The 18,335-nt window shown below is 65.0% G+C and carries 17 protein-coding genes and 1 tRNA gene; 12 read left to right on the plus strand and 6 right to left on the minus strand.

What is annotated here, in order from left to right; translation table 11 throughout:
• Positions 1-59 precede the first annotated feature (59 nt).
• Together ACFQ24_RS12410 and ACFQ24_RS12415 are read left to right on the plus strand one after the other, a co-directional pair.
• Entirely contained in the window at positions 60-935 is an 876-nt protein-coding gene (locus ACFQ24_RS12410) for a TonB-dependent receptor (protein WP_380911642.1), read from the plus strand.
• A gap of 323 nt (positions 936-1,258) precedes the next feature.
• Complete coding sequence (locus ACFQ24_RS12415; protein WP_380911644.1) at positions 1,259-1,660, plus strand: DUF6766 family protein; 402 nt, start codon at positions 1,259-1,261, stop codon at positions 1,658-1,660.
• 186 nt (positions 1,661-1,846) lie between these two features.
• Here the strand turns inward: ACFQ24_RS12415 and ACFQ24_RS12420 are convergent, their stop codons facing one another.
• The 5 genes from ACFQ24_RS12420 to ACFQ24_RS12440 all read right to left on the minus strand — a co-directional run bounded on the left by ACFQ24_RS12420 (position 1,847) and on the right by ACFQ24_RS12440 (position 8,689).
• Positions 1,847-4,270 (minus strand): membrane-bound PQQ-dependent dehydrogenase, glucose/quinate/shikimate family, encoded by a 2,424-nt coding sequence (locus ACFQ24_RS12420; protein WP_380911646.1) that lies wholly within the window; start codon positions 4,268-4,270, stop codon positions 1,847-1,849.
• Between the two features lie 152 nt (positions 4,271-4,422).
• Positions 4,423-5,721 (minus strand): chloride channel protein, encoded by a 1,299-nt coding sequence (locus tag ACFQ24_RS12425; protein ID WP_380911648.1) that lies wholly within the window; start codon positions 5,719-5,721, stop codon positions 4,423-4,425.
• Positions 5,722-5,917: 196 nt separating this feature from the next.
• Positions 5,918-5,992 (minus strand) — tRNA-Glu (locus ACFQ24_RS12430).
• 320 nt (positions 5,993-6,312) lie between these two features.
• Positions 6,313-7,101 (minus strand): SapC family protein, encoded by a 789-nt coding sequence (locus ACFQ24_RS12435; protein ID WP_380911650.1) that lies wholly within the window; start codon positions 7,099-7,101, stop codon positions 6,313-6,315.
• Between the two features lie 148 nt (positions 7,102-7,249).
• The gene (locus ACFQ24_RS12440; protein WP_380911651.1) at positions 7,250-8,689 is read right to left on the minus strand and encodes an FAD-binding oxidoreductase; all 1,440 of its coding nucleotides are present in this window, start codon (positions 8,687-8,689) and stop codon (positions 7,250-7,252) included.
• Between the two features lie 77 nt (positions 8,690-8,766).
• Between ACFQ24_RS12440 and ACFQ24_RS12445 the strand changes: the two genes are divergently transcribed.
• Positions 8,767-9,201, plus strand: coding sequence for a hypothetical protein (locus tag ACFQ24_RS12445; RefSeq protein ID WP_380911653.1), 435 nt, complete (start codon positions 8,767-8,769; stop codon positions 9,199-9,201).
• Positions 9,202-9,310: 109 nt separating this feature from the next.
• On the plus strand, positions 9,311-10,660 hold the full coding sequence (locus tag ACFQ24_RS12450; protein ID WP_380911655.1) for a DEAD/DEAH box helicase: 1,350 nt from the start codon (positions 9,311-9,313) through the stop codon (positions 10,658-10,660).
• Between the two features lie 221 nt (positions 10,661-10,881).
• On the opposite strand, the gene radC is transcribed toward ACFQ24_RS12450, so the two are convergent.
• On the minus strand, positions 10,882-11,586 hold the full coding sequence (gene radC, locus ACFQ24_RS12455) for a RadC family protein (protein ID WP_380911657.1): 705 nt from the start codon (positions 11,584-11,586) through the stop codon (positions 10,882-10,884).
• A gap of 127 nt (positions 11,587-11,713) precedes the next feature.
• On the opposite strand from radC, the gene ACFQ24_RS12460 reads away from it, so the two are divergent.
• The 8 genes from ACFQ24_RS12460 to ACFQ24_RS12495 all read left to right on the plus strand — a co-directional run bounded on the left by ACFQ24_RS12460 (position 11,714) and on the right by ACFQ24_RS12495 (position 18,320).
• Positions 11,714-14,947 carry an intermembrane phospholipid transport protein YdbH family protein gene (locus ACFQ24_RS12460; protein WP_380911659.1) on the plus strand — a complete coding sequence of 1,078 codons (3,234 nt, stop codon included), beginning with the start codon at positions 11,714-11,716 and terminating at the stop codon, positions 14,945-14,947.
• Positions 14,944-15,132 (plus strand): YnbE family lipoprotein, encoded by a 189-nt coding sequence (locus ACFQ24_RS12465; protein WP_066764571.1) that lies wholly within the window; start codon positions 14,944-14,946, stop codon positions 15,130-15,132. Before ACFQ24_RS12460 ends, ACFQ24_RS12465 begins: the two co-directional genes overlap by 4 nt.
• Positions 15,129-15,527 carry a YdbL family protein gene (locus tag ACFQ24_RS12470; protein ID WP_380911662.1) on the plus strand — a complete coding sequence of 133 codons (399 nt, stop codon included), beginning with the start codon at positions 15,129-15,131 and terminating at the stop codon, positions 15,525-15,527. Before ACFQ24_RS12465 ends, ACFQ24_RS12470 begins: the two co-directional genes overlap by 4 nt.
• A gap of 164 nt (positions 15,528-15,691) precedes the next feature.
• A complete protein-coding gene (locus tag ACFQ24_RS12475) occupies positions 15,692-16,015 on the plus strand; it encodes an AtpZ/AtpI family protein (RefSeq protein ID WP_380911664.1) in 324 nt (107 codons plus the stop codon).
• 47 nt (positions 16,016-16,062) lie between these two features.
• On the plus strand, positions 16,063-16,848 hold the full coding sequence (locus ACFQ24_RS12480) for a F0F1 ATP synthase subunit A (RefSeq protein ID WP_380911666.1): 786 nt from the start codon (positions 16,063-16,065) through the stop codon (positions 16,846-16,848).
• A 51-nt stretch (positions 16,849-16,899) separates the two neighbouring features.
• Entirely contained in the window at positions 16,900-17,127 is a 228-nt protein-coding gene (locus ACFQ24_RS12485; protein ID WP_004207392.1) for a F0F1 ATP synthase subunit C, read from the plus strand.
• Between the two features lie 94 nt (positions 17,128-17,221).
• Positions 17,222-17,716, plus strand: coding sequence for a F0F1 ATP synthase subunit B family protein (locus tag ACFQ24_RS12490; RefSeq protein WP_380911668.1), 495 nt, complete (start codon positions 17,222-17,224; stop codon positions 17,714-17,716).
• Positions 17,709-18,320 (plus strand): F0F1 ATP synthase subunit B family protein, encoded by a 612-nt coding sequence (locus tag ACFQ24_RS12495; RefSeq protein WP_380911670.1) that lies wholly within the window; start codon positions 17,709-17,711, stop codon positions 18,318-18,320. The genes ACFQ24_RS12490 and ACFQ24_RS12495 overlap by 8 nt, the downstream gene beginning before the upstream one ends.
• The last annotated feature ends 15 nt before the right edge of the window (positions 18,321-18,335 follow it).

Consider the following 18,335-nt stretch of genomic DNA (forward strand, 5'->3'; position numbering starts at 1 on the left):
ACTATCAACATCCCGTTCTCGCCACTTGGTCAAACCACGCGGCCTCATAAAACTCCGGGATGAAAGGGGTCCTTTTTACACGCCGTTCACCCCCCGAACGGGGGGCCTATTGCACGCCGATCCTCACGCAGGCCAACAGCGTCGAGCCGCTGCGCACCGTGACGTATAAGGCCTGGCTGCCCAAGCTTGGCGCCAGCTATGAGGTCGCGCCCGACAAGATGCTGAGTTTCACGATCCAGCGCGGCTATCGCGCGGGTGGCGCGGGCCTCAACCAGCAGCGCGCGCAGGCCTATGACTATGATCCTGAGTTCACCACCAACTATGAACTCGCGTTTCGCTCCGAATGGTTCGATCGCAAGCTCACGCTCAATGCGAACGCCTATTGGATCGACTGGTCCGACCAGCAGGTGTCGGTGCAGCTAACGCCAGGCGCGGTCTTCGACACGCAGGTGGTGAATGCCGGCAAGTCGCGGCTTTATGGGTTCGAGGTGGAAGTTTCCGGCCGTCCGACGCGAATGCTGAACATTTATGCGGGGCTCGGCTACAGCAATACCAAATTCACCGATTTCAACGTGACCATCGGCACGCTTTCCGCCGCCGCGCAGGGCAACGAGTTCGCGCGCGCGCCGCATTGGACCGCGTCGGCGGGCGCGACATTGCAGCATCCCTCGGGCATGGTGGCGAACTTCAACGCCAATTATCGCAGCGCCTATTATCAGAGCACCGTCGTCCAGGACTTTCGTGACATTCCCGCGCTTACGCTCGTCAACGCCAAGCTCGGCTGGCAGGGAAAAAATGTCGGCGCCTTCGTGACGGTCAGCAACCTGTTCGACAGTCAGAAGAGGACGCAATCCTTCCTCGATTTCGACGGGCGCACACGCGGCACTATTGCTGAGCCACGCACATTCGGCCTTAGCCTCGAGGGCCGGTTCTGAACCGCAGTATCTGGAACGGGGGGAGGCAGCGGACTTGTTTTTCATGATGTGCGGATGATCAATCGATCCTTGCGGCAGAGTCATCCTCGCCTGTGCAAGTCAATTCACGTTCCACACTGGCCATTGCGGAACATCGCCCCGATCAGAGCCGCTGACAAGGGGGCAATGCGATACGACTCCCTGCAAGACAGGCACCGTAGCCGGCTTGAGAGTATCAGCTATCGCAAGTTTCTCGGGTCATGAACCAGTTGGGTTTGGCTGCGTTACTGATGAGCAACAATTCACCCCAGACGGGGCCATTTTGTCGGTGAGGAGCCCGTGCGATGAAGCGCTACGCCTACGGCTGGATAACGGCCTTGTTCTTCCTGGTCTCGATCGCAGGCCACTGGATCTTTGGATGGTATGCATTCGTCGATGAAGCCCGCGAACACGGTCAGGTGCCGGAGGTGAGCAACTACCTTGTCGAGATGGGCCGTGACACATTCGAGAACTGGCAGTCGGAATTCCTTCAACTCATCTGGCAGGTCGTGGGCCTCGCGTATTTCCTGTACGTTGGATCGCCAGCGTCGAAGGAAAATGACGACCGCCTGGAGGCAAAGGTCGACGAACTGATGAAGCTGGTGGGTGGCGAAAAGGCCGAGGCGATGATCGCTACTATCGACGAGCGCTATCTTCGGACCCATGGCCATGCCCAACCGCACGCGCACGATGTTGGACGAGAGTGAAATCGGAAGACAACCTTAATGACGCGACCATCACGGTTCTATCCGAGGAGATCAAACATCACGTAAAGGAGGACGAGGAGGCCGCGAAAGACGGCAGGTCCGCCCACGACGTCGATCTCGCGGCCTTCGTGGCCAAGTGCTTGCGAGCAAGGGGAAGCTTCTGGCCGAAGCGAGTAAGTGTCGGGTTCAGCCTTTCGAGGCTGGCAGCGCCCAGGCGATCACCTGATCCCCGATTGGCGTCTTCATGAAATGATGGCCGCCGGTCATCAGCACCACATATTCACGGCCATCCTGTTCATAGACCATGGGCGTCGCCTGACCGCCGGCCGGCAGCGCCTGCTGCCAGAGGATATTGCCGGTCTTGAGGTCGATCGCCTTGAACAGGTCGTCCGTCGATGCCGCGATGAAGATGAGACCGCCCGCCGTCACGACCGCACCGCCGTTATTGGGCGTGCCGATGGTCAGCGGCAGATGACTGGGAATGCCGAACGGGCCGTTCCTGCGCGCCGACCCGAATGGCCGGTCCCACAGCGTCTTGCCGGTCGCGATGTCGATGGCCCGGATGCCGCCATAGGGCGGTTGCTTGCACAACATGCCGGTGACGGGCATCTGCCATCCTGCATTCACGTCGATGGCATAGGGCGTCTGCGCCTGCGGGTCGCCAGCACCCTCGGAATGGGGCTTGCCGCCGCGGCTGGCGTTGCCGCCCTTGTCTTCCTTCGCCATGGCCGCCTTCTGCTCGCGCGTGAACCAGCCCTTCCGGTCGGCTTCCGCGCGCGGCACCAACCGGACATAGTTGGGCATGTCGTTATAATTGGCAACGATGATCCCACGCAGCGGATCGACCGCAACACTGCCCCAGTCGGTCCCGCCATTATAGCCGGGATATTCGATCGAATGGCGATCCGTCTCGGGCGGGGTGAAGAAGCCCTTGTAGCTCGCCCTTCGGAAATTGATCCGGCAGATCATCTGGTCGATAGGGGACATGCCCCACATGTCGCTTTCCCTCAGGTCCGGCTTGCGCAGCGTCTGCCAGAGCGAAACGATCTGCGTGGGTGAGCGCTGCTCCGGCTCCACGCCACCGCCCGGCACCCGGATGGTGCCGACAGGGGTGAGCGGACGCCCGGTCGCGCGGTCGAGCACATACATGTCGCCCTGTTTGGACGACACGAGCAGTGCGGCTTTGCCCTTATAGTCGATCAGGGTCGGCTGGCTGCCGAAATCATAGTCCCAAACGTCGTTCTTCACCGCCCTGAACGTCCAGCGGGGCTTGCCCGTCGTCACGTCGAGCGCGACGATGGACGTTGCAAAGCGGTCTTCCACAGGAGAGCGCATGCTGCTCCAATAGTCGACGCTGCTGTTGCCCATGGGCAGGTAGACGAGGCCAAGTTTTTCGTCGCCGCTGGCGATCGTCCACATATTGGGCGTACCGCGCGCCCATTGCTGTCCGGCGGGCGGATAGCCGGTCCACTCCGGGTGCTTCATGTCCCAGGCGAACCGCAACTTGCCGGTCACGGCATCGAAGCCCTGGATGACACCGGACGGTTCCCAGCGCTGCTGTCCGTCGAGCGTCTGATGCCCGGTCACGGCGATGCCGCGAATGATGACGGGCGGCGAATTGATTGAGACGAGACCGGGGAAGACCTTGCCCATGCCGACCTTGGCGTCGACCTCGCCATTCCGGCCGAAGTCGCTGCACGGCCGGCCGGTTTGCGCATCGACGGCGATCAGGCGCGCGTCCAGCGTGCCCTCGATCAGCCGGCGGGCGCAGAGCGTGCCGGGCTGGGCACCCGGCATGGCATAATAGCTCACTCCACGGCAGGCGGCGGTGTAGGGTATCCATTCGTCCTTCACCTTGGGATCGAAACGCCACCGCTCCTTGCCCGTGCGCGCGTCGAGCGCGATCATCACATTCTTCGCCGAACAGAGATAGAGCATGTCGCCGATCTTCAGCGGCGTCGTCTCCGCGCCATATTGCGCTGCCGCCGCCTCCGTACGCGGCATGTCGCCCGTGTGCGTCAGCCACACCTGCTCCAACCGAGCGACATTGCCGGTATTGATCTGCGTCAGCGGCGAATAGCGGCGGGTGGCTCCGGTCCCGCCATAGGCCGGCCAGTCCGCCCCGGTTGCCATGCCGGATGGATCGGCCATGCCGACCGAAGTCGGAGCCGGCAAGGCGGCGACTGCTACGTCCCTCCTGCCCAACGTGGTAAATAAAAGGCCCGTAGCGACCACGGTGACGCCCACCGCGATGCCCGCATTGCGCCATCTGTGGGGAGCGCGCGTCAACGTGGCCATGACGGGGAAGGTGACGATCAGCAGAATGATCGGCGCGAAAATGCGCGGCACCAGCGCCCATGCGAGATTGGTCTGCGCGTCGAAGAAGGCCCAGAGGATGGTGGCGGCGACGATGGCGATGTAGAGCCACGCGCCTGCCATCCGGCTCCGGACCAGCAGATAGCCCGACGCCATCATCGCAAGCCCGGTCGGCAGATAATAGAGCGAGCCGCCCAGCGTCGCGAGCCATCCTCCGCCGACCGCCAGGACAATGCCGATCAGGCCAACGACCGTTCCGAAGATGAGGGCGGGCCAACGCCGGTTTCCTGCCATGTCGACTATCCTTGCTGCACCGCCGGGAGGCGGGACGGCGCCGCCGGACATGCTGTTTCCGCCAGGGGAAAGGCGTCAGCGCGGCTTCCGTTCCATTGCAAATTTGTAATGTTGGGCAAGGACCGCACGCATTTGTTCACGCGACGCGGTGATCACCCCACGGTCGAGAATCTTTGCGCCAGCCCGTGGTAGAGCTTCTCTTTGCAAACGAATTGCGCGGCAAAATCGCTCACGAGGGCGGCACCTAGCAGCGGCATCATGAGGCCCCGGCTGGCGGTGGTCTCGGAGATGATGATGACGGCGGTCAAGGGCGCGCGCACCACACCCGTGAAATAGGCGACCATTCCAAGCAGCACGAGCGCACCCGGAGGGTAACCCGAAAAGATGCTGCGGAGGACGTCGCCGATGCCAGCTCCCACGGAGAGGGAGGGCGCGAATATGCCGCCGGGCAGGCCCGACACCGCCGTGGCAAGCGTCGCCACGAACTTGGCCGCACCGAACCAGAGGGGCGCGTCGCCTCCCACTATGACATCATGTGCGGTCTGGTATCCGGTTCCCCACGTCAGCCCGGTTGCTATACCGAGGACCGCCACGATCATGCCGCATAGTCCCGAGAACAGCACAGGTCTGCGTCGCAGCCACGCCACCGGGCGTAACGGCGTCGTGCCTGCGCAAAGCATCAGCCGGGAGAAGCATCCGCCGGCGACGCCACCGATCAAGCCGGCGACAGGGGTGACGAACAACGCTTGGCTTACACTGAGAGTCTGGCGCATTTCACCGAAATAGACATAATCGCCCGCCAGCCCCAGGCTGACCATGCCGGCAATCAGCACGGCCGCCATCACAAGCAGCGTCATCCTTTGCTCATAGGCTGCAGCCAGTTCTTCGATTGCAAAGGCGACGCCGGCGAGGGGTGTGTTGAATGCGGCCGCCACGCCCGCTGCGCCGCCCGCGATATAGACCGAAGAACGCAGCGGAATGCGCATCCATCGGTGCGCATGACCCATGATCGTCGCTGCGATCTGGACGGTGGGCCCCTCCCGCCCCACCGATGCGCCGAACAGCAATGTGCCAACCGTCAGGAAAAACTTGGCGAGGGCGGTGCGAATCGATGCCAGCCGATCCAGTCCGTGCACAGGGTCGCGGCTTGCCGCCATGACTTGCGGTATGCCCGATCCCCTGGCCTCCGGTGCGAAGCGGAGAGTGAGCCATACGAAGGCGGCAAACCCCGCTGGCGTTACAATCAGCGGCAACCACCAGCACCAGCCGATCATGTCATGAAAAAGTTCGTTCGCGGTGTCGGCAAGGCTTGCGAACAGCAGCGCCACCACGCCGATCAGGATTGCACCGCCTAGGATGGCAATGCGGCGACGCCAGATCAATGCTTCCGGGCCATGCCGCCGCATCCATATGCGGTAGCGGCGCGGGAGTAAGGAGAGCGGACCAGGCATCAGAGCCCGGCTCTATCCCTACCCTATCCTGTGTTCAAGGATTGCGGCTCGGCCGTCTGTTGCACCATCCACTCAAGCCGCATCGAACGGATCGTCGATCCGTTACCGGCCGGGTATTGGGAGAGACGACACTTTCCTACTCAACGGGTCGCCGGGCGAGTCCACCCTAGCGATGCTCTCTAAGTCATTGATTTTATGGTGACCCCTACGGGAATCGAACCCGTGTTTCAGCCGTGAGAGGGCCGCGTCCTGACCGCTAGACGAAGGGGCCTTGGGTCGCGTCGGCGACCGGCAGGGGCTGCGCTTTAGCAGGCCCTGCACCGGCGTCAAGAGGAAGGGTGGCGCTACGGGCGAATGTGTCCGATGCCAACACCCAGGTGTCATTGGACCCATAAAAAACCACCCCATGCAAGCATGGGGTGGCCAGGTTCAGGGAGGAGACGCCTCCAAAGGGGGAGGCGCCCATATGACACACCCGAAAGGGGGGCAGGTGCGCCATATGTTCGAGAGATAGGGCAGTTGGCGCGCCCTTTCAAGAGGGGCGCATCGACTGCGTCCATCGCTTTGTCGATCCGGCCCGGTCGCCCTGCCTTATGCGTCGGCGGCTTCGGGCGTGGCGGGCAGGGCGATCGGCCCCTTGCCCTGGGCGACCTGCGCCTCGAACACATCGCGCATCAGCTGCAACGAAAAGAGATGCGCGTGGATCAGCGGCAGCAGGCCGTTCTGATTGATCTTGCGCAGCTGGTCTCCGCGCATGTCGCGCAGCTTTTCCTCATTGACCATGCGGAAGCCGCGATAGACGAACGGCTGTTCGTTGAGCGGCGTCTGGATGGTGACTTCGCCATCCATCAGCAGGTCCATTTCCACGAGGTCGCGCACGAACTGCCCGGTGCGGGCGGCTGCCTGCTCGAAATCCTCGCAGAATTTGAGGACGCCCTGAGTCAGTTCGCTGGGCTGGCCATTCTCGAACAGCGGCTGGCCGTCTTCAAAGGCGCCGATGATCGGGCTGGTCGGGTCGAAGCAGAGCGACAGTTCGTCGCCTTCAGGGCGCAGCTTCGCCAGCATCCAGGGATAGCGGCGGACATAGGCCGGGACATAGGCGGGACCGCCAAGCTTGCCTTCTGCATCAACGAACACATTGACGCCTTCGTTGAGGCCCATCAGCAGCAGCGGAACCGCATCGTCGCCGGCCGAAAAGATGATGGGCGCGAAGCGCTGGGCCGGCACGAACTCGTCCACCGTTAGCGGCACGGCATGCTGGGTCGCCAGGAACGGCGCCGAGTCGGCGGTGCGCAGCTTGTAATCGACATGGTCGGCGCTGCTCAGCGGCAGGAGGTCATTGTAGAAAATCGGCAGGGTATTGGCGGGCGCGCTGGCCATGTTCAGGTCCACTCTTTGACTCTGCGGCGGGTTGCTGTCCGGAAATCCGGCCGCCGCTGGCTGAATATTGCGGCAAGGCGATAGTGGCCTTGATCCCGATAGGCAATCGGTTTGTCCGGGTAGCAGGAAGGCGGCTGCGCGAGTGGGCTCAGCCCTCGCCGGGCAGGGGGATGAGCTTGCCCGGATTGAACAGCCCATCGGGGTCGAACGCGGCCTTGATCGCACGGAGCGCACCGATCCGGGCAGGCCCCGCGAGCCGCCCCAGTTCCGCGCGCTTCATCTGGCCGATGCCATGTTCGGCGGAAATGGAGCCCCCGGCCGCCACCACGGCATCATGGACGAAGGCGTTGATCGCGCCGCCCTGCGCGGCGATCCATGCCGGCCCGTCCACGGTCCCCTTGGGCGCGCGGACGTGGAAATGCACATTGCCGTCGCCCAGATGGCCGAAGGAGGAGGCGGTGGTGCCGGGGAAAGCCGCCTCAGCCGCCGCTGCTCCCTCCACCATGAAGGCGGGCATCTTCGCCACCGGCACGCTGATGTCATATTGCAGCGCCGGCCCTTGCGCCCGTTCCGCTTCCGACAGGGATTCGCGGATGCGCCAGAAAGCCTCGGCCTGCGCCTCGTTCGCGGCAATGGCGGCGTCCTTGGCGATGCCCGCGTCGAAGGCGGCGGCCAGCGCCGTCTCCAGCCGGTCCGCCGGGCCGGGTTCCGAGAGGTCGGCATGATCGACTTCAATGAGGACATGCCAGGGCGTCCGCGTCTCGATGGGGCTGCGGGTGCCGGGAATATGTCCCACCACGAAGCCCACCGTTTCGTCGGCGATCACCTCAAACCCTTCGACGCTGTCGCCCAGCAGGCTTTCGGTCAGCCGCAGCAGCGCCAACGCGTCGGCGGGGCTGTCCACGCCGACCCATCCGACCGCCCGCGCGGCGATGGCGGGCACCAGCCGCAACGACGCGGCGGTGACCACGCCCAGCGTCCCTTCGGCGCCGATCAGCAATTGCTTTATGTCATAGCCGCGATTGTCCTTCTTGAGCGCGTCCAAGCCGTCGAAGATGCTGCCGTCGGGCAGCACAGCCTCTATCGCCTCCACCAGCGCGCGCATCGTGCCGTGGCGCAGCACCTGCGTCCCGCCCGCATTGGTGGAAACGAGGCCGCCGATGGTGGCCGATCCCTTTGCGCCCAGGCTCAACGGAAAACGCCGCCCCTGCGCCTCGGCCGCCTCGTGCAGCACGGAAAGGATGACGCCCGCCTCGCAGATCGCCAGATTGTCGTCGGGCGACAGGCTACGGATTCGGTTCATCCGGCGCAGCGACAGGATCAGCGCGGAGCCGTCCGCCGGCGGCGTCGCGCCACCGACCATGGACGTGTTGCCGCCCTGCGGCACCAGCGCCACGCCCAGTTCCGCCGCCAGCGTGACGGCGGCCGCCACCTCCTGCGTGGAGGCTGGCGACAGGATCGCCGCCGCCGCGCCATGATAGCGCCCACGCCAGTCATGGACCCAGGGATCGATGGCGTCGGGATCGGTGATGACGCCCTTTGGACCCAGCAGGGCGACGAAGCGGTCGATTGCGGCTTGTTCGATCATGGGACATGCTATGGCCCGGAATTCATCGACTGTTCAACCATGTGCCCATAGGGTTCGATGCCCAAAAGGGGTCCGTCTTGCTTCAATCCGTCCTGCTGCTGCTGATCGCGCCTGCCGGTGAACCCGTGCAGATGGCGCAACTCACCATCCAGCAGCGCATCATCATCCGCGTGCCTGCGGCAAAGAAGGGCAGCGCGCCCGCCCGAATCACGCCGGAAGCGCGCGAGCGGTGGGACGAGAAGAAGGGGCCGCGCTGTGTTGCGCTGCGGTCGATTCGCGGGGCCAGCGTCGTGGTGGACAATGGCGTGGACCTGCTGCTCGCCGACAATCACCGCTATCGCGCCCGGCTGGAAAAGGGCTGCGACTCCATAGGCTTCTATTCCGGTTTCTATGTCGAGCCTTCGGCGGACGGGTCGCTTTGCTCGGGCCGCGACGAGCTTCAGGCGCGCAACGGGATGAACTGCGCGATCGACAGTTTCCGGCGACTCGTGCCTGCGGACGAGGACGATTGATCGGCCCGGCCGCCGCGATTTTCTTGACAACAGGCCGATATTTCCGCAAGGCGCGCGCGATTTCCGTCGCGGACGCGCAGACGGACACCCTCCTGTCTCGGACGCTTGAATGACTTTTGCCGATCTCGGCCTTTCCGACGAATTGCTCAAGGCCGTAACGGAGGCGGGCTATGACACGCCGACGCCCATTCAGGCGCAGGCGATCCCCCCGGTCCTCATGATGAAGGACATTATTGGCATCGCGCAGACGGGCACCGGCAAGACCGCCAGCTTCGTGCTGCCGATGATCGACATCCTCGCCCACGGCCGCGCTCGCGCGCTGATGCCGCGCAGCCTGATCCTTGAGCCGACCCGCGAACTCGCTGCGCAGGTGGCCGAAAATTTCGAGAAATACGGCAAATATCACAAGCTCAACATGGCGCTGCTGATCGGTGGCGTGCAGATGGGCGATCAGCTCAAGGCGCTGGAAAAGGGCGTCGACGTGCTGATCGCGACGCCCGGTCGCCTGATGGACCTGTTCGAACGCGGCAAGATCCTGCTGAACGGCTGCTCGATGTTGGTCATCGACGAGGCGGACCGCATGCTCGACATGGGCTTCATCCCCGATATCGAACAGATCTGCACAAAATTGCCGGCGCAGAGGCAGACGCTGCTCTTCTCGGCAACGATGCCGCCGGTGATCAAGAAGCTGGCCGACCGCTTTCTGTCCAACCCCAAGTCGATCGAGGTGGCGCGCCCCGCGACCGCCTCCACCAACATCACCCAGCATCTGGTGAAGGTCGATTCGCGCAAGAAGCGGGAAGCGCTGCGCGCCCTCATCGACGCGCAGGACGTGCAGAGCGCGGTCATCTTCTGCAACCGCAAGACCACGGTGCGCGAACTCAACAAGAGCCTTCAGCGCCATGGCTACAAGTCGGGCGAAATCCATGGCGACATCGACCAGGCGTCGCGCATCGCCGAACTGGAGCGCTTCCGCGAAGGCAAAGTCAACATACTGGTCGCCTCCGATGTCGCTGCGCGCGGACTCGACATCAAGGGCGTCAGTCACGTCTTCAACTTCGACGCGCCCTGGCACCCGGACGATTATGTCCACCGCATCGGCCGCACCGGACGCGCAGGAGCGAAGGGCGTCGCCTACACGTTCGTCACGTCCGACGATGCCGAGGCGATCGACAATATCCAGAAGCTGATCGGCACCAAGATCGCCTATGCCGACCTGCCGGCAGGGGCGGACGCTGCCCCCGCGCCGGAAAAGCGTGGCGAGCGCCGCGAAGATCGCCGCCGGGACGAAGGCCGGGACGGAAAGCGCCCGCACGAGGAGCGTCCCCGCGCCGAACGCCGCCCGGAACCGGCGCGCACCCCGCCGCCGCCGCGCCGTCGCGATCCCTTGGATGATGGTCCGGACGAAGGTTGGAACGGTCCGGTCCCGGAATTTCTGTCGGTCGGCTTCAACGCCTGATCCGCAGAGGTGCCGCATCGTCACCCCCGTCGAAGAACAGGCAGCCTTTTGGCCTCAGCGCCGCCAATTCCTATCCTGTCCTATACCGCTTGCCTGCCCTAAAAAATGGGCGGTGCAGGCGAGCGCGCTCGCGTCATGAAATTTCCAACATTTGTTCGGAAATGTCACAACCTGCGGGACATATGCGAAGTTAAGCGGCGACTTTCCTATTTTCGGCGGCGCTAGAGCAGCCCCTTCGCTCGCAGGCTGACATGGCCCTGCGCGCCGATGATGACATGGTCGTGGACGCTGATGCCCAGCCGCTTGCCCGCCTCTATGATCTGGCGCGTTACGTCGATGTCCTGCCGGCTGGGCTCCGGCGAACCGCTGGGATGATTGTGGACCAGGATCAACGCGGCCGAACCCCAGTCGATCGCCCGCTTGATCACCTCCCGCGTGTAGATCGCTGCCTGGTCGATTGACCCGTCGCCCATATGATCGTCGCGGATCAGCATGTTGCGGCTGTTAAGGTGCAGCACCCGCACCCGCTCGACCGTCAGATACGCCATGTCCGCCCGCAGATAGTCGAGCAGCGCCTGCCAGCTGCCCAGCACCGGCTGCGCCGCCACCTCGTTCCGCAGCATCCGCAGCGCGGTCGCCTGCACGATCTTGATCGCCGCGACGCTGGTGTCGCGCATGCCGGGCACCCGCGCAATCGCCTTCCAGTCCGCGCTCATCAGCCGGCCGATCCCGCCGAATTCCCGCAGCAGCGCCTTCGCCAGCGGCTTGGTGTCGCGGCGCGGGATCGCCAGCGCCAGCAGATATTCGATCAGCTCATGATCGTGGAGCGCCTCTCCGCCATTTTCCGCCAGCTTCTGCCGCAGCCGCGCACGATGGCCCACGCCGTCATGCGCCTGCTGTCCGTCGATATCCGCCAATGCGTCCATTCCCCTGCGGCCCCGGCTCGAAGGCTATGCGTTGCGGTTTTTCGCCGCAAGGATATTTAACCGGGCAGGGACGTTGTGGTCCCGTTACGGACGGGCACGTCCATGAAAGCCGGGGTTGGCAAAGGGAATGGAAGAAGAGAGCGGCGAAGAAAGGGTTCGCCGGACCTGGTTGCGATGGCTGGGCGTCGGCACCGGGTCGCTGGCGCTCGTGCTGGTCGCGCTCTGGACGCAGCGGACGCCGATCGCGGAAAATTTCGTCAGCCGCGAACTCAACCGGCGCGGGGTGCAGGCCAGTTACGATCTGGTCGATGTCGGTTTCCGCACGCAGCGGATCGAGAATATCGTCCTTGGCAATCCCGCCCGGCCCGACCTGACGGCGCGCTGGGTGGAACTGGACATCGCCTTCACCGGCCTGACGCCGCAGGTGGCGGCGGTGAGGGCAGGGGGCGTGCGGCTGCGCGGTTCCTTGCGCGACGGCGTGTTGCGGCTGGGCGAGCTTGACCGGTTCCGCGGTCCGTCCTCGACCGCGCCGTTCAGCCTCCCTGACCTGCGCCTCGCGCTCTCCGACGCCAGGGTGACGCTAGATACCGATGCCGGACGGGTCGGCATGCAGATCGACGGCGACGGCAACCTGCGGTCGGGCTTTCGTGGCCGGGTGGCGGCCGCCATGCCGCGCGGCGTTGTGGCTGGCTGCGGCATAACGGCCGCGCGGGCGATGATCGACCTTGCGATGACGCAAGGCCGCCCGCACCTGCACGGGCCTTTGCGGCTCGATGCGCTCGCCTGCCGCGATACCGGCGTGGCGGTGGCGAAGCCGTCCGCCGACATCGACTTGACCTTGGGGCAGGCGCTGGACCGCTGGACCGGCCATGTCGATCTTTCCGCGCAAGCGTTCAAGGCGACTGGCCTCGTGCTTGCCGCGCCCAAGGGCCGCGTCGATATCGATGGCGACACAAGGCGCAGCAACGGGCGAATCCAGCTCGCCAGCCGCTCCGCGTCGGGGCAGGGCGCGACGCTGCGCGATGCCCGGCTGGCCGGTCGCTGGAACGCTGGCAAAGATGGCGCGGGTTTCAATGGAACACTGACCGGCCTCGACTTCCACATGCCCGGTCGTGATCCGCTTGCCGGGCTTCGCACCGGCGCAGCGGGCACGCCGGTCGCGCCGCTGGCGCGCCAGCTGGCGGATGCGGTCGATCAGGCAGGGCGCAGCAATCGCCTGCGCACAGCCTTCGCGCTGGCGCAAAAGGATGTGGGCGGCAGTATCGTCGTGACCGATGCTGCGATCGATGCGCGGAGCGGCGCGCGCGTCGGCATCGCGCCGGGGACACGGCTGACGCTGGCTTGGCCGGGCAGGCGAGGCGGGTTCGACTGGACGCTGGACGGCGCGGTCACGACGCAGGGCGGCGGCTTGCCCCATGCCGCGCTCAGGCTGGCGCGGCGTCTTGGCGGCGGTTTCGGCGGCGATCTTTTCGTCGATCCCTATGTAGCCGGCGATGCCCGTCTGGCGCTGGACCGGGTGCGATTTACATCGGACGCGAAAGGCACGACGCGGTTCCAGACCGCCCTTCGCCTCGACGGCCCGCTGCCCGACGGCGCACTGCGCGGGCTGAGCCTGCCTGTCTCAGGAACGATAGCGCCCGGCGGCAACATCGCGATCAACCCCGATTGCGTGCCGTTGTCGCTGGCCGAGGCGCGCTACGGCAGCTTCGCGCTCGGTCGCACCCGGCAGACGCTGTGCCCCGCTGGCGGTGGCGCGATGCTGGCTTACGGCCCCAATGGGCTGAGCGGCGGGCTATCGATCCGCAACCTCGCGCTCGATGGTCGCAACGGCGACAGCCCCATGCGCCTCCGCGCCGACCGAGCGGACGCCATATTGGGACGAACCGGCTTCCGCCTCTTCAACCCCGCCGTCACCATAGGTCCGGTGGACGCGCCGGTTCGCCTGTCCGCAGCCACGATGGATGGCGCGATGGGCGCGAAGGGTTTCGCGGGTCGTCTGACGGGTGCAGGCGGGCGGATCGGCTCCGTCCCGCTGATCGTCGAGCAAGGCAGCGGGGACTGGCGGTTCTCCGACGGCGCGCTGGCCCTCAAGGCCGCGATCATGGTCCGGGACGCGCAGGCGCCCGCCCGCTTCAATCCCTTGTCGGTGCCCGATTTCGTATTGACGATGATGGACGGCCGCGTCGCCGCGAGGGGCACGCTGACGGCTGCGGGCAGCGGCGTGAAGGTCGCGGACGTCGACGTCGCCCATGCACTGGGCAGCGGCGCCGGCCATGCCGACATCGCCGTACCGGGCCTGACCTTCGGCCCCTCGCTCCAGCCCGAACAACTGACCGACCTCACCAAGACGCTGATCGCCAATGTCGTGGGCACGGTGAAGGGGAAAGGGCGGATCGACTGGACCGGATCCAACGTCACCAGCAGCGGCACCTTCCGCACCGACGACGCCAGCCTTGCCGCTGCTTTCGGCCCGGTGGAAGGGCTGTCGGGCGAGATCCGCTTCACCGATCTCCTGAACCTCGTCACCGCGCCGGGGCAGGAGGTGCGGATCAAGTCAGTCAACCCCGGCGTAGAGGTGCGCGACGGCGTGGTGCGCTACCGACTGGAACCGAATCTCAAGGTACGGGTGGAAGGAGGTGGCTGGCCTTTCTCGGGCGGCCAGCTGATCCTGCTGCCCACCACCATGGATTTCAGCGCGGACGTCGATCGCTACCTGACCTTCCGCGTGGTCGGGCTGGATGCCGGGGCGTTCATTCAGGCGATGGAGCTGGAGAATATCTCCGCCACCGGCACGTTCGACGGCATCATGCCGCTGATCTTCAATGCGCAGGGCGGCCGCATATCCGGCGGCGTCCTGGTCGCGCGGCAACAGGGCCTGCCGCCGCTCATCATGCCCGAAGGCGTGCTGCCGACCATCCCCGCCTGCGATCCCAACCGCCAGTCCGGCGTCCTTTCCTATGTCGGCCCCGTCTCGAACGAACAGGTGGGTGTGATGGGCAAGCTCGCCTTCGATGCGCTCAAGAACCTGCAATATAAATGCCTGACCATCCTGATGGACGGCGCGCTGGACGGCGAAATGGTCACCAACGTCGTGTTTAACGGCGTTAACCGCAACAAGATCGGCGACGCGCCGGCCGGGATCGCGCGCAGCTTCATCGGCCTGCCGTTCCTGTTCAACGTCCGCATCTCCGCGCCTTTCCGTGGCTTGCTGGACACGGCCCGCTCCTATGTCGATCCGACGCAGACGATCCGGGACGAGATCGGAAGGCAGGCCGAGGAAAAGATGCGCGCCGCCCAGGTTCAGGGGCTTGCGGTTCAGCCTCTGGAAAGCGACAAGGCGATAGATAGGGAAGCGAAATGAAGAAGCGAGCAATCATCGTCGCCGGGCTGTCCGGCATTGCGCTGGGGGGATGCATTCAGGTGAAGGCGCCCGACAAGCCGATCGAAATCAACCTGAACGTCAAGGTGCAGCAGGAAGTCGTCGTGCGCCTGCAACGCGACGCGCAGACGCTGATCCAGAATAATCCGGAGTTGTTCCCGCAATGACACGCAAGATCCTCATGATCGCCGCCGGAGCCGCGGTTGCGCTGGCGAGCGGCCTCGTACTCACCGCTCCTGCGCGCGCGCAGTCGGGCGCGGTCGCCGCCGCGCTCAACGCCGGCACGGTCGGCGAGCAGGCGGACGGCTATCTGGGCGTTGTCGGTTCGGTCGGCGCGGACGTCCGCTCCGAAGTCGATTCGATCAACATCAAGCGCCGGGCGGCCTACACCCAGCTCGCCAGCCAGCGCGGCGTGACGGTACAGGATGTCGCCGCCGCCACCGCTTGCCAGACGCTCGGCCGCCTCAAGCAGGGGCAGGCCTACCGCGTCGGCGGCGGCGCCTGGCAGACGAAGGGCGCAGGCCCGATCGCGCTGCCCGCCTATTGCGCCACGGCGGGCTGATCGGGCAGGGCGTGTGGCGGACTTTCACCCGCCCTTCGTCCGCAGCGGATGGTCCTTCTCTTAGCAGGTTGACTATCCGCCATCCCCTTTCTAAACGGGCCGCGCCTTGACGGGTGCAGCCGCAAGCGCCATGCCGCCGCGACGACAGGTCGCGGAGGATCATCATGGCGGCGGATACACCCGGACAGAACCCGGCAGGGGAGGACGCGCGGATCAGCTCGCTCGAAGAGCGGATCGCACGTGCCGAACATGTCGAAAAGGTCAGGCAGGGGGCGACGGAGCAGCAGGCGGACGACGGGTCTCGCCTCGGCAACCGGGTGCTCGCTGAACTGATCGGCGGTCTTGTCGGCGGTGCGTTGATTGGCTGGGTCTTGGACAAGCTGTTCGACACATCCCCATGGCTTCTGCTCGTCTTCCTCGGTCTCGGGATCGTGGCGGCGTTCAGGAACATCATCAGATTGACGACGGTAAAGCGTCCCGACCAATAGGGGCGCTTTAATCATAGTCCGAAGACGTGAACGTTACAGGGGTCAACGTGGCAGAATCCGGCAAGATCGATCCGATGCACCAATTCGCTATCGAACCGCTGTTCGGTACGGATCATTGGTCGGTCGGCGGCTATAATCTCGCCTTCACCAACAGCGCGCTGTACATGGTGCTGGCCGCCGTGGTGCTGTGGATCTTCGTGATCGGCGGCATGAAGCGCGAGCTGGTGCCGGGCCGCTGGCAGATGGCGGTCGAGTATATGACCGGCTTCATCAAGAACCTGCTGATCGCCAACATCGGCGACAAGGGCCGGAAATACATCCCCTACGTATTCTCGCTCTTCATGTTCATCCTGTTGGCGAACCTCCTGGGCCTGCTGCCGCTCGGACTTTTCGGGCTGCACCCCTTTACCTTCACCAGCCATTTCACGGCTACCGGCGTGCTCGCCATCATGAGCTTCTCGATCGTGCTGATCGTCGGCTTCTGGAAGCATGGTCTGCACTTCTTCTCGCTGTTCGTGCCGCATGGCACGCCGGCGCTGATGGTGGTGCCACTCTTCTTCATCGAACTCGTGTCCTTCATGGTTCGCCCCTTCAGCCTCGGCTTGCGACTGTTCGTCGCCATGACGGCCGGCCACGTGCTGCTGAAGGTGCTGGCGGGCTTCGTCATCAACAGCGCCAACGCCTCGCCGGCGCTGGGTCTGACCGTCGGCACCGCCAGCTTCATCCTGATGATCGGCATCAGCGCGCTGGAGATGCTGGTCGCGGTCATCCAGGCCTATGTGTTCGCGCTGCTGACCTCGGTCTATCTGAACGACGCCGAGAACCTGCACTGAGTTTCGCAATTTCATCAACGTTTTTGACTGTTTAACAAGGGAGTTTACGACATGGACGCAGAAGCCGCAAAGCTGCTCGGTGCTGGCCTGGCCGCAATCGGTGCGGGCATCGCCGCCCTGGGTGTGGGCAACGTGTTCAGCAGCTTCCTGGAAGGCGCGCTGCGCAATCCGGGCGCTGCCGACGGTCAGCAGGGCCGCCTGTTCATCGGTTTCGCCGCGGCGGAACTTCTGGGTCTGCTGGCGTTCGTCATCGCCATGATCCTGGTGTTCGTGGCCTGACACGAATTGGAAGCGGGCGGGGCGGCGTGAGGAGCGCCGCGCCCGCCCGCTCCACCGAATATTTGACCGCCCTCCTACCGGACGGACCCGTAATATGCCTCAAATCGCGCAAATCGCCGATACCTATGCCAGCCAGATATTCTGGCTGCTGGTGACGTTCGGCTTCGTCTTCTTCGTCATTGGCCTGGGCATGGTGCCGAAGGTTCAGGGCACGGCGGACGCGCGCGACGCGAAGATCAGCGGCGATCTGGACGCGGCGAAGGCGGCGTTCGCCCGCGCTGACGAGGCGGAGGCGGATTACCGCACCCGCGACGCCGAAAACCGCGCCGCCGCCCAGGCGGTCGTGGCGAAGGCGAAGGCGGATGCGGCCAAGGCATCGGAAGCGCAGCTTGCCGCTGCCGACGCTGAAGTCGCGACCAAGATCGCTGCGGCGGAAGCACGCATCCAGGCCGCGAGCGACGCGGCGCTGGCACAGATCGAAACCGTCGCCGCCGACGCGGCGCGCGACATGGTGGTGCGCATTTCCGGCGTCGAAGCGTCGGAAGAAGCGGCCCGTAACGCAGTAAAGGCGGCACTGGCCCATGGCTGAGGCAGCAGCACAGCATCAGGGCGACGCGCCCAATCTCGAACAGGCCATCCATGCCGAAGGGCTGGAACCGGTCGGCACCGTCGCCCATGAAGGCGTGGCGCCCCATACCGATCCCAAGGCAGTGGGCATGGACGCGACCGCCTGGGTCAGTCTGGCCATGGCGGTGTTCATCCTGATCCTGCTGGTCAAGAAGGTGCCCGGCCTGATCGGCAAGGCGCTGGATGGCCGCATCGCGCAGATCCGGGAGCAGCTCGCAGAAGCATCGAAGCTGCGCGCCGAAGCCGAAACGCTGAAAGCGGAATATGAGGCGAAGCTCGCCGCTGCGACTGGTGAGGCCGAAGCGATGCGCAAGGCTGCCGAACATGAAGCCGAAGGGCTGATCGCCGACGCACGCGCGAATGCCGAGGCGCTGGTGGTTCGCCGCCAGAAGATGGCGGAAGACAAGATCGGCGCGGCGGAGCGGGCTGCCATTGCCGGCATCCGCGCCAAGGCGGTGAGCGCAGCCACGACGGCCGCCGCCACCCTCATCGCGCAGGGACATGACGCCAGCGCGGACAAGGCGCTGGTGGATCGGGCGATCAACGGTCTCGGCACCGTCAACTGACGGCTTCAACCGATG

Source organism: Sphingobium olei (assembly GCF_042678845.1).
Taxonomy (GTDB): Bacteria; Pseudomonadota; Alphaproteobacteria; order Sphingomonadales; family Sphingomonadaceae; genus Sphingobium; species Sphingobium olei.